A 12281-nucleotide genomic window follows, 5' to 3' on the forward strand; every position below is an offset into this window, starting at 1 on the left:
CTCCCACCCGCCGACCCGCAGGACCGCTCCGCGAACAACGCGCGCGATCGCAGCGACGCCACGCGATCCGACCCCTATGAGGCTCCGCCGCGTCGGCGCACCTATCCGCGCCGCGTGGAGCGGCAGGACGCCAGCCCTGCCCCCTCACCCGTCCGGCGCGGCGATCGCACCCCCGTGCCCGTCTCTACGCTGCCGGCGCCGCGCCCCGCGTGGGAGGAGCGCCCGGTCGCCGCGGATGCGCAGCGCGTCGATCAATCACTCTATACGGTCCGCCCGGGCGATACGCTGCTCGCCATCGCCGAACGCTCGGGGGCGAGCAGCGAGGCGATCGCGCGCGCCAATGCGATCGAACCGCCCTTCACGATCCAGACGGGACAGCGACTGACGATCCCGGCAGGCCGTTATCACCTCGTCCGGCGCGGCGAGACCGGGATCGCGATCGCCCGTGCCTACGGGGTCGCCTGGTCGCGCATCGTTGCCGTCAACGCGTTGCTCGAACCCTATGTGCTGCGTGCGGGCCAGCGCATCGTCATCCCCGATACCGAAGGCGGCACCAGCCTTGCCGATCGGGCGGCGGCGTTCACGCTCGACGTCGACGACATCCTGACCGGCGGCGAGCCTGCGCTTGCGAGCAACCAGGCGCCGGTCCGCCCGACCCCGACCCCGCGACGCGTCCTGCCGCCAAGCGCGGTCGTCACCGCCCCGGTACGGCTCGCGGGCGGCGGTTTCCTCTGGCCGGTCGATGGCCGCGTCGTGAAGCGGTTCGGTCACGGCGCCAGCGGCGAACGCAACGACGGCATCAAGATCGCCATTCCCGTTTCGACCCCGATCCGCGCCACCGCCGACGGCGTCGTCGCCTATGTCGGCGACGGCATTGCCGCGCTTGGCGGGCTGGTGATCGTCAAGCATGGCGGCGGCTGGACCAGCGTCTATGGCCATGCCTCGAAACTCCTGGTCCAGCGCGGCCAGAGCGTGAAGCGCGGCCAGACGATCGCGCTCTCAGGCGACACCGGATTCGCCGACCGGCCCGAACTCCATTTCGAACTCCGCAAGGGCCGCACCCCGGTCGACCCGTCGTCGCAACTGCCGCGGATGTAATCGGCGCGTACGTTGCCACGGACTTACCGTGCCAAAATCCGTCATCCTGACGAAAGTCAGGATCCAGAGCCATGAGCGCCAGGACCTGTAACCCTGGATCCTGACTTTCGTCAGGATGACGGTTGAGAATGCGATGACGGCGGGCCGTGACGACGACCGCGCAGCCGGGATGACGGACCGCACAACCGCTGCTAGTGGCTCCTCCATGACCTACCAGTCCGACCTGCTCACCACGCTGACCGCGCGCGGTTATGTCCACCAGATGACCGACGCCGCCGCGCTCGACGCGCTCGCGGGCAAGCAGGTCGTACCTGGCTATATCGGCTTCGACCCGACCGCGCCGTCGCTGCACGTCGGCAGCCTCGTCCAAATCATGCTGCTCCGCCGGCTTCAGCAGACCGGCCACAAGCCAATCGTCCTGATGGGCGGCGGCACCGGCAAAATCGGCGATCCGAGCTTCAAGGACGAGGCGCGCAAGCTGCTCGGCGAAGACGGCATCAAGGCCAACGTTGCCTCGATCCGCCGCATCTTCGAACGCTTCCTGACGTTCGGCGACGGCCCCACGGACGCGGTGATGCTCGACAATGCCGAGTGGCTCGACGCGCTCGAATATATCCCGTTCCTGCGCGACGTCGGCCAGCATTTCTCGGTCAACCGGATGCTCGCCTTCGATTCGGTGAAGCTCCGCCTCGACCGCGAACAGTCGCTGAGCTTCCTCGAATTCAACTACATGATCCTCCAGGCCTACGACTTTCTCGAACTGTCGCGCCGCGCCGGATGCCGGCTGCAGATGGGCGGCTCGGACCAGTGGGGCAACATCGTCAACGGCATCGAGCTCTCGCGCCGGATGGACAGCACCGAAGTGTACGGCGTCACCACCCCGCTGATCACGACCGCGGACGGCGGCAAGATGGGCAAGACGATGTCGGGCGCGGTCTGGCTGCACGAGGATCAGCTGCCGCATTTCGATTACTGGCAGTTCTGGCGCAACACCGACGACCGCGACGTCGGCCGGTTCCTGCGGCTGTTCACCGACCTGCCGCTCGACGAGATCGCGCGTCTCGAGGCGCTCGAAGGCGCGGAGATCAACGCCGCGAAGGTCGTGCTCGCCAACGAGGCAACCGCGATGTGCCGCGGCCGCGACGCCGCCGAGCAGGCGGCCGAGACCGCGCGCAAGACCTTCGCGGAAGGCGCGTCGGGCGACGCCCTGCCGAGCCTGACCTGCACCGGGACCGGCATCGGCGTCGTCGAGGCGCTGGTCGGGCTCGGCTTCGTCGCATCGAATGGCGAGGCGCGACGCAAGATCGGCGAAGGCGCGGTACGCGTCGACGGCGAACCGCTGCGCGACCCCGCCGCCACGATCCCCGTCGCCGCGCCGGTCCGCCTCAGCCTCGGCAAGAAGCGTCACGGAATGCTGCTGCCCGGCTGACCCGCCGGACCGGCACGGTCATGAACACTGCGTTAGGGATGCTTGGTGGCACGGGCTTCATGATGTCGGCCTAGCCCTCGACCGGGGCACAGCGGGGACTGACCAATGCCGAACCAAGCGACGTCTAGGCACGAGACGCGGTCTGAGCCGCGCGACGAAGTGATGCACCGCACGCGTGCGGCGGACAGCGCAGGCACCGAATTGAGGCTTACGTTGGTCAACGTCTCGCCAAGCGGCCTCATGGCGCGTTGCGACGGCGATCTGGACGCCGGCGAGCGGCTCCACGTCCGCATGCCGATCGTCGGTGACATCCTTGCGCACGTCCGCTGGTCGCTCGGCGGACGGATCGGCTGCGCGTTCGACCGGACGATCCCGCCCAAGGCCTATTACGGCATGCTCGCGGCGATGCTCCGGACCGGCTGACCGGACCGCCCGTCAGCCCGATCGCAGCAACGCGACCCCGGCATCGCGGTCGAACAGGTACAGCGCGGTGCGTGCCGCCTGCCCCCGCGGTCCCTCCAGCCCGCCGTCGCGATCGATCAGCAGCCGCGCATCGTCATGCGCGCATTGCAGCAGGTCGGCCATCATGTCGGGCGTCGCGAGCCGGAACGCCATCTCGCCCGACTGCTTCGTGCCGAGCAGTTCGCCCGCGCCGCGCAACCGCAGATCCTCCTCGGCGATCCGGAACCCGTCATTGGTCTCGCGCATCAAAGCCAGCCGCGCGCGCGACGTCTCGCTGAGCGAGCTCCCACGCATCAGCAGGCAGATCGACCGCCCGCTCCCGCGCCCGACCCGACCGCGCAGCTGGTGGAGCTGCGCCAGGCCGAAGCGGTCGGCATGCTCGATCACGATCAGCGTCGCATTGGGCACGTCGACGCCGACCTCGATCACCGTCGTAGCGACCAGCACGGCGGTGCGCGCGGCGGAGAATTCGGCCATCACCGCGTCCTTCTCGGCGGGCTTCATCCGGCCATGGACGAGCGCCACCTTGTCGCCGAACCGCGCACGCAGCGTCTCCGCGCGCATCTCCGCGGCCGCGAGGTCGCTCTTCTCGCTCTCCTCGACCAGCGGACACACCCAATAGGCCTGCCCGCCGTCGGCGAGATGCCGGCCGAGCGCGTTGACGACGTCGTCGAGCCGATCCTCCGAAATCACGCGTGTCTCGATCGGCTGGCGGCCCGGCGGCATCTCGTCGAGCCGGCTGACGTCCATCTCGCCATATTGCGCGAGCGTCAGCGTGCGCGGGATCGGCGTCGCGGTCATCGCCAGCAGATGCGGCGGTGCGATCCCCTTGGCTTGGAGCGTCATCCGTTGCGCGACGCCGAACCGGTGCTGCTCGTCGACCACCACCAGCGCGAGGTCCTTGTACGCGACCGCGTCCTGGAAGATCGCGTGCGTGCCGACGAGGATGTCGATCTCGCCGCTCGCCAACGCCATCAGCGTCGCCTCGCGCACGCGCCCCTTGTCGCGCCCGGTCAGTACGCCGACCGCGATCGGCAGCCCGGCGAGCGTCTTCCTGAGCGTCTCGTAATGCTGGCGCGCGAGGATCTCGGTGGGTGCGAGCATCGCCGCCTGCGCGCCCGCCTCGACCGCGATCAGCATCGCCATCGCCGCGACCAAAGTCTTGCCCGAGCCGACATCACCCTGCAGCAGCCGCAGCATCGGCGCGGTCTGCGCGAGGTCACCCTCGATCTCCCCCACCGTCCGCGATTGCGCGCCGGTCAGCGTGTAGGGCAGCTTGAGCATGCCCCGCAGCCGCCCGTCGCCGTGCAGCGCCCGCCCGCGTCGTTTCCGGGTATCAGCCCGGACGAGCGTCATCGCGAGCTGGTTGGCGAACACCTCGTCATAGGCCAGCCGCTCGCGCGCCTTGGCATCCGAGGGATCGGCGTGGATCCGCGCCAGCGATTCGTGCCAGCCCGGCCATTCGCGCTTCGCCTTCAGCCCGGGCTCGATCCACTCGGCCAGATCGGGCGCCCGCGCGACCGCTTGCGTCGTCAGCGCCGCCAGCCGCCGCGATGTCAGCCCCTCCGACAGCGGATAGATCGGCTCGCGCTCGCGCAACTCCTCGTCCTGCTCGACGATATCGGGATGGACGATCTGCAGTTCCTGGCCATATTCGTCGAGCCGCCCCGACACGCGCTTCGCCTCGCCGATCGGGAGGAGCTTCTTCGCCCAGCCCGAACTGCCGCCGAAGAAGACGAGGCTGACATAGTTGCCATGCTCGTCGGTCGCCTGCACCCGCGTCGGGCCACGCCCCGCGCTGACGCGATACTCGCGCGCGGTCAGCGTGATGACGATGATCCGCCCGGCATCGCTCGACATCAGCTCGGTGCGGGGCACCCGATCGACATACCCGGTCGGCAGATGGAAGGCGACGTCGACGACACGCGCGAGCCCGAGCCGGTCGAGCGGCTTGGCGAGCGCAGGCCCCACCCCTTTCAGGACGAGGGTTTCGGCGAACAGCGGATTGAGGATTTCGGGTCGCATGACTATCTGCCCCCTATAGCCCAGCCGACGCCCGCCGCCAGCGGGTCGCCGGTCAATCGGCGTTGGAGATATGATGGACCACGAAACCCGCCTCAAGCGCCTCGGCTTCCGCAGCTCGCACCGCGGCACGCGCGAAGCCGACATGATGATCGGCGGCTTCTTCGAAACCTATGGCCGCAGCTGGACGCCCGAGCAGCTCGACTGGTTCGAGGCACTGCTCGAACAGCAGGACGTCGACATCATGGGCTGGGCGATCGGCTCGATTCCCTGCCCGCCCGAATGGGACGGCCCGATGATGCAGGCGATGCGCGACATCAACTACGTCACGGTCGTGAAGTAACGCCGAGATACTGTTCCCCGGCGAAGGCCGGGGCCCAGTTGGGGGACGTCGATGATTGACGTCAAAACCTGATTTAAGATTGCCTTCCCAACTGGGCCCCGGCCTTCGCCGGGGAACGAGAAGCGAATATGCCAGATCTGAACACGATCCTCTCCGCGACCACCCCGCTGACCTTGTCGGGCGTGCCATCGGGGTTCCAGCCGTCGCTGCTTGCCGACCTTGCCCGCGCCGCGAAGACGCGCGCGGTGTTCATCGCACCCGATGATGCGGCGATGCGCGCGATCGCCTCGACCGCGGCCTATTTCGCGCCCGATCTCGAAGTGCTGAGCTTCCCCGCCTGGGATTGCCTTCCCTATGACCGCGCCTCGCCGACTCTGCGGATCATGGCCGAGCGAGTCGCCGCGCTGCACCGCCTGCAGGCCAAACCCAAGGGTCCGCAACTCCTGCTCACCACGGTCAACGCGGCGACCCAGCGTGTCCTGACCCCGTTTCGTGTCCGCCAGCTCGTCGCCCGCCTCGCGCCCGGCGAACGGATCGGCCGCGACAAGCTCGCCACGTTGCTCCAGGCGAACGGCTATGTCCGCACCGACACCGTCCACGACCAGGGCGAATATGCGGTCCGCGGCGGGATCGTCGATCTCTACCCGTCGGGCGAGGACCATGCGCTGCGTCTCGATTTCTTCGGCGACGAGATCGAGAGCGTCCGCACCTTCGACGCCGCCGACCAGCGTACCACCGGCCGGATCGACGGCTTCGTCCTGCTCCCCGCCTCCGAAGCCCTGCTTGACGAGGAGTCGATCAAGCGCTTCCGCACGCGCTACCGCGACGCGTTCGGCGCGACCGCGACGGGCGATCCGATGTATCAGGCGATCTCGGACGGCCGCCGCATCGCCGGCATGGAGCATTGGCTGCCGCTGTTCGAGGACAAGATGGCGACCTTGTTCGACCATCTCGGCGGTGACGACGTCGTCGTCCGCGACAGCGGGGTCGGCGCCGCGGCGGAGAGCCGGTTCGAATCGATCACCGATTATTATGCGAACCGCCGGCGCGCCGAAGCCGCGCAGCCCGGCAGCTATCGTCCGCTGGGTGCGACCGCGCTCTATCTCGACGCGTCGCACTGGTCCGCCGCGCTCGACGCCGCCACCGCGCATGTCGTCACGCCCTTTCACGAGCCGACCAGCGCCACCGTACTCGACTTCGACGTCGACGGCCCGCGCGATTTCGGCCCTGAACGCGCCGCGCAGGCGAACATCTACGAAGCCGTCGCCGATCATGTCGAGAAACTGCGCAAACAGGGTCGCAAGCCGATCCTCGCCAGCTATTCGATCGGCGCGCGCGAACGGCTGGGGAGCCTGCTCGCCGATCACGGGATGAAGGGCGGCAAGCAGGCCGAAACCTGGCAGGAGGCGCTCGGCGTCGCGGATACCGCGAAAAGCTTCGGCGTCGCGCTGGTCGTCCTCCCGCTCGATCATGGCTTCACCGCGCCCGGCGTCGCCGTCCTCACCGAGCAGGACATGCTCGGCGACCGCCTCGTCCACCGCAAGAAGCGCAAGAAATCCGCCGACGCGTTCCTCGCCGAACTCGCCACGCTGACGCCCGGCGATCTGGTCGTCCACACCGAGCATGGCATCGGCCGCTATGAGGGGCTGACCTCGATCCCGGTCGGCCAGAGCCCGCACGACTGCGTCGCGCTCAGCTATGCCGGCGGCGACAAGCTCTACGTGCCGGTCGAGAATATCGACGTCCTCTCGCGCTACGGCTCGTCGGAGGAAGGCGCATCGCTCGACAAGCTCGGCGGCGAAGGCTGGCAGCGTCGCAAGTCGAAGATGAAGGAGCGGATCCGCGAGATTGCGGGCGAGCTCATCGCGACCGCCGCCGAACGCGCGCTCCATCCCGGCGACGTGCTCGAACCCGACGCCAGCGGTTACCCCAGCTTCGTCGATCGCTTCCCCTATGAGGAAACCGAGGATCAGGACCGCGCGATCGAGGAGGTTCTCGCCGATCTGTCCGCGGGCAAGCCGATGGACCGGCTGGTCGTCGGCGATGTCGGCTTCGGCAAGACCGAGGTTGCGCTGCGCGCCGCGTTCGTCGCGGCGATGGGCGGCAAGCAGGTCGCGATCGTCTGCCCGACGACCCTCCTCGCGCGCCAGCACTACAACAACTTCGTCAGCCGGTTCGAAGGCTTCCCGATGAACATGGGCCGCCTCTCGCGGCTCGTCACCGCGAGCGAGGCGAAGGCGACCAAGGAGGGGCTGGCGAACGGCACGATCGACGTCGTCATCGGTACGCACGCACTGCTGGCGAAGAATATCGACTTCAAGCGGTTGGGCCTCGTCGTGGTCGACGAAGAGCAGCGGTTCGGCGTCACCCACAAGGAGCGGCTGAAGGCGCTCCGGGCCGACGTCCACATGCTGACGCTGACCGCGACGCCGATCCCGCGCACGCTGCAGATGGCGATGTCAGGCATCCGCGAGCTGTCGGTGATCCAGACCCCGCCGGTCGATCGCCTCGCGGTGCGCACCTACATCATGCCGTTCGATCCGGTCGTCCTGCGCGAGGCGCTGCTGCGCGAGCATTATCGCGGCGGCCAGAGCTTTGTCGTTACCCCGCGCGTCGCCGACCTGCCCGAGATCGAGGAGTTCCTGCGCGAACAGGTTCCCGAGATCCGCTTCGTCGTCGCACACGGCCAGATGTCGCCGACCGAGGTCGAGGAGCGCATGTCCGCCTTCTACGACAAGAAGTTCGAAGTGCTCGTCTCGACCACGATCATCGAGAGCGGGATCGACATCGCGTCCGCCAACACGATGATCGTTCACCGCGCCGACCGCTTCGGCCTCGCCCAGCTCTATCAGCTACGCGGGCGCGTCGGCCGTTCGAAAACGCGCGCCTATGCCTATCTGGTCACCCCGCCCGAGCGGCAGATGACGGTGACCGCCGAGAAGCGGCTGAAGGTGCTGTCCGATCTGGATTCGCTCGGCGCCGGGTTCCAGCTGGCGAGCCACGATCTCGACATCCGCGGGGCCGGCAACATGCTCGGCGACGAGCAGACCGGGCATATCAAGGAGGTCGGCTTCGAACTCTACCAGGCGATGCTCGAGGAGGCGATCATGGACGCCAAGTCGGGTGGTCTCGCCTCCGCACGCCCGAAGGACTTCTCGCCGCAGATCACGGTCGACGCACCGATCCTGATCCCCGAGGAGTATGTCCCCGATCTAGACCTCCGCATGGGGCTGTATCGCCGCCTGAACGAGCTCGAAGAGGGTCAGGAGATCGAGGCGTTCGCCGCCGAGATGATCGATCGCTTCGGCCCGCTGCCCGACGCGACCGAGAACCTGATCAGGGTCATCGAGATAAAGCTGAACGCGAAGCGTGCCTGCGTGTCGAAGATCGACGTAGGGCCCCGCGGCGTGCTCGTGTCGTTCCACAACGACACCCCGCCCAACATCGACAAGCTGCTCGCCTATGTCGAACGGCTCAACGGCGTCGCGCGGCTGCGGCCCGACAGCAAGCTGGTGCTCCAGCGCGCCTGGGGCGATCCCAAGGCACGGCTGCACGGTGCGCTGCAATTGTCGAAGGGGCTGGCAAAGGCGGCGGGCTGAGCGCCGCCGCGCTCAGCTGCTGTGATCGGCGACGATCTTCCATGCATCGCCGCGCCGCTCGAACAGCAAGGTCGTCATCCCCGTCTCGGTCGAGGTCGCGCCGGTCAGTGTCCAGCGCGCGACCAGCAGGGCATGCGTCGGATCGATCCCGCGCAGCTCGGCGGGAACGAAGCTCAGCTGCCCCCGGCTATTGCCACCACCCGTGAAGCTCGGCGCATAGCGCGCTGTTATTGCGGCCTTTCCGCGCACCAGACCCTTGGGCGTCACGAACACCGCATCCTCGGCATAGACCGCGACGAACCGGGCGAGATCGCCCGCATTCCACCCCGCCGCGCTCGCCGCCATCGCTTCCCGGATCGCCACCGATGCGGGTGCCCGGTCGGGCGCGGCCAGCGCGGGCGTGACGGCGATCGTCGCCGCAGCAACCGCGACGATCATGGCAGATCCTGCCCGGCTCATGTCCGGGTCACCAGTTCGAGCAAGGCCGCGTCGCCGACCGGCTCGGACAGCAGGAAGCCCTGATACAGGCTGGCCCCGCACGCTGCGAGCAGCTCCAGCTGCTCGCGCGTCTCGACCCCCTCGGCGATCACCGACAGGCCGAGCGACCGCGCCATCGTGATCGCGCCGGCGACGACGACCCGGTCGCGCGGGCTGCCGCCGATGTCGTGGACCAGCGCCTTGTCGATCTTCACATAGTCGAGCGGCAGGTCCTTGAGATAGGCGAGGCTCGAATAGCCCGTGCCGAAATCGTCGATCGCGACGCGGCACCCCGCCCCGCGCAATTCGGTGAGCAGCGTCGACGCGCTGGCGAGATCCGCGATCAGCCCGGTCTCGGTAATCTCCACGGTCAGGCGCCCGCGCGGAAAGCCGCTATCGTCGACCCGCGCGAGGAACAGCGTGGCAAAGCCGGGCCGCGCGATATCCGCCGCGGTGAGGTTGAGCGACACGCGCAGCGTCGCCAGCGCCTCGGGCCATGCCAGCGCGCGTGCCAGGACCAGCCGCTGGATATGGTCGGACAGCGCGATCCCCAGATCGGCGCGGTCCGCGGCCGCGAACAGCGCATCCGCGCCCAGCGGCCCGAGCTTGCGGTGATCCCAGCGCGCGAGCGCCTCGACGCCCGTGATCCGTCCGCTCGCAATCTCGACCTGCGGCTGGAAGCGGATGTCGATCTCGTCGAGCTCGATCGCGTGATGCAGGTCGATCGCCAGCGCATCGAGCGACATGTCGTGCGCCGCCGATGCGATCTGCAGCATCGCCCCGTCGCTGGTCTTGGCCTTGGCGAGCGCACCGAACGCGCGCCGCATCAGCGTCGCGGCACCGTCCACGGGATCGCTCGGATCTCCCGGCTGGTGACTTGCGACACCGAACCGGCAGCCGAGTACCGCCAGCGCGTTGGCGACCGCGAACGGCCGCGCCAGCGCCTCGTCGAGCGCCGCGATCAGCGCGGCGATGTCCGCGGCCCCGGCCCCGACCACGAGCGCGAGATCCGCGCCGCCCAGACGCGCGACGCGCGCCGCGCCCGCCATTGCCTCCGCCGCGACCGCCTCCGCTCGCTCGACCGCGACCTCGATCAGCGAATCGACCGCGGGCCGACCATGCGCGGCGTTGACGATGTCGAGCCGTGACAGCGAGACGAGCACGACGGAGACCGGCTGTCCGTCGCCGATCCGCGCGGCGATCCACTGCTGCGCGAGGTTCGGATCGCGGCCGAAGCGTGCGCCGGCCATCGCGTCGCGGCGGTCGACGATGCCTGGCCGGCCCGGCGCGCGCGTCACATGGCGCGCCGCGAAGCGCAGCGACTGGATCAGTTCGCCGTCGCTCGCCGGGTCGATCAGGAAATGCGTCGCCCCCAGCTCGAACACGCGGTCGAGCGCCGTACAGTCGCGGCGCGACAGCACGAACAGCAGCGCCCCGCCATCCTCGGCCACCCGGGGGGCGATCGTCTGCGCCGCCGCCAGCCCCTGCGCGATCGCCCCGCGCGCATCGATCAGCACGACCGGCGCGCCGCTTTCGACATAGGCCGGGTCGATACCGCTGGCGGTCGCAGTGACCACCGCATCCCAACCGCAAGCCACCGCAATATCAGCGATCTCCGCGAAGTGACGGAACGAGCATGCGAACAGCATCGTTCTGTTCAGCATGTCCTTTGTATCCAGTGTGGCCGGTGTCATCGCCGACAACCTAGCCACCCCATCGCCCGTCGCCAATCCTGGAACGCACTTGCCGCTCGACACTGCACCACCTAGCTCTGTTGCTATGGCGTCTCACTCCCCTTCGAGCCACTCCGCAACCGTCGATCGTCCGCTGGTCGATCGGCATCAGCGGACGATCAAATATCTGCGGATTTCGGTCACCGACCGCTGCGATCTGCGGTGCCGTTACTGCATGTCCGAGGCGATGACCTTCCTGCCGCGCGCAAAGCTGCTGAGCCTCGACGAGATCGCGATCATCGCCGAGCGGTTCATCGCGCGCGGCGTGACCAAGATCCGCCTGTCGGGCGGCGAGCCGCTCGTCCGCCGCGACGTCGGCGATCTCGTCAAGCGACTGGGTGGCAATCTCGGCCGCGGGCTCGAGGAGCTGACGATGACCACCAACGGCACGCGGCTGGCGGAGCATGCGCCGGCGATGGTCGATGCAGGCATCCGCCGCGTCAATGTCAGCATGGACAGCCGCGATCCCGAACGGTTCCGCTACATCACCCGGCACGGCGACGTCGCGCAGGTGATCGGCGGCATCATGGCGGCGCGCGATGCGGGCCTCGCGATCAAGATCAACATGGTCGCGCTCAAGGGCTTCAACGAGGACGAGATCGCACCGATGCTCGCCTGGTGCCGTGACGAGGGGTTCGACCTGTCCCTGATCGAGACGATGCCGCTCGGCGCGATCGACGAGGATCGCACCGATCGCTTCCTCCCGCTCACCGGCGTGTTCCGCGATCTCGAGACCCGGTTCCGGCTCGAGCGCGATTCGTACAAGACCGGCGGACCGGCGCGCTACTGGAACGTCGACGGCACCGGTACGCGGCTCGGGCTCATCTCGCCGCTGACCGCCAATTTCTGCGAAGGCTGCAACCGCGTCCGCCTCACCACCGAGGGCAAGCTGTATCTGTGCCTCGGGCATGACGATCAGGTCGACCTGAAGGGTGCGCTGCGCGACGGCGGCATCACCGGGCTCGACGAAGCGATCGACGCGGGCCTCTACGCCAAGCCCAAGCGGCACGACTTCCGCATCGGCGAGGGCGAAGGTCCCGCGGTCGCGCGTCATATGAGCGTCACCGGCGGGTGACCGACTATGTCCGCCGGGCGCTGGTAGCCTCCGCCACCCCGCC

At 68.6% G+C, this 12281-nt stretch carries 9 protein-coding genes; 6 read left to right on the top strand and 3 right to left on the bottom strand.

Features of this window, described 5'->3' with window-relative positions:
* From sphsw_RS04975 to sphsw_RS04985, 3 genes are all read left to right on the top strand, one after another.
* Positions 1–1098: peptidoglycan DD-metalloendopeptidase family protein (locus tag sphsw_RS04975; protein WP_443024370.1), on the top strand; the 1098-nt coding region annotated here is incomplete at its 5' end.
* A gap of 205 nt (positions 1099–1303) precedes the next feature.
* Complete coding sequence (gene tyrS, locus sphsw_RS04980) at positions 1304–2527, top strand: tyrosine--tRNA ligase (RefSeq protein WP_031439642.1); 1224 nt, start codon at positions 1304–1306, stop codon at positions 2525–2527.
* A 105-nt stretch (positions 2528–2632) separates the two neighbouring features.
* The gene (locus sphsw_RS04985; RefSeq protein WP_031439643.1) at positions 2633–2950 is read left to right on the top strand and encodes a PilZ domain-containing protein; all 318 of its coding nucleotides are present in this window, start codon (positions 2633–2635) and stop codon (positions 2948–2950) included.
* A 12-nt stretch (positions 2951–2962) separates the two neighbouring features.
* Here the strand turns inward: sphsw_RS04985 and recG are convergent, their stop codons facing one another.
* The gene (gene recG, locus sphsw_RS04990) at positions 2963–5014 is read right to left on the bottom strand and encodes an ATP-dependent DNA helicase RecG (protein WP_031439644.1); all 2052 of its coding nucleotides are present in this window, start codon (positions 5012–5014) and stop codon (positions 2963–2965) included.
* A 73-nt stretch (positions 5015–5087) separates the two neighbouring features.
* Here recG and sphsw_RS04995 point away from each other — a divergent pair, with 73 nt between their 5' ends.
* Positions 5088–5354 (top strand): FAD assembly factor SdhE, encoded by a 267-nt coding sequence (locus sphsw_RS04995; protein WP_031395519.1) that lies wholly within the window; start codon positions 5088–5090, stop codon positions 5352–5354.
* A gap of 128 nt (positions 5355–5482) precedes the next feature.
* A complete protein-coding gene (mfd, locus tag sphsw_RS05000; RefSeq protein ID WP_031439645.1) occupies positions 5483–8953 on the top strand; it encodes a transcription-repair coupling factor in 3471 nt (1156 codons plus the stop codon).
* Positions 8954–8965: 12 nt separating this feature from the next.
* Here the strand turns inward: mfd and sphsw_RS05005 are convergent, their stop codons facing one another.
* Positions 8966–9391 carry a YybH family protein gene (locus tag sphsw_RS05005; protein WP_042466595.1) on the bottom strand — a complete coding sequence of 142 codons (426 nt, stop codon included), beginning with the start codon at positions 9389–9391 and terminating at the stop codon, positions 8966–8968.
* 17 nt (positions 9392–9408) lie between these two features.
* Entirely contained in the window at positions 9409–11094 is a 1686-nt protein-coding gene (locus tag sphsw_RS05010; RefSeq protein ID WP_031439647.1) for an EAL domain-containing protein, read from the bottom strand.
* Positions 11095–11209: 115 nt separating this feature from the next.
* Between sphsw_RS05010 and moaA the strand changes: the two genes are divergently transcribed.
* Entirely contained in the window at positions 11210–12238 is a 1029-nt protein-coding gene (moaA, locus tag sphsw_RS05015; protein WP_042466597.1) for a GTP 3',8-cyclase MoaA, read from the top strand.
* Positions 12239–12281 lie beyond the last annotated feature (43 nt).

The organism is Sphingomonas sp. FUKUSWIS1, assembly GCF_000733135.1.
Classification (GTDB): Bacteria; Pseudomonadota; Alphaproteobacteria; order Sphingomonadales; family Sphingomonadaceae; genus Sphingomonas; species Sphingomonas aerolata.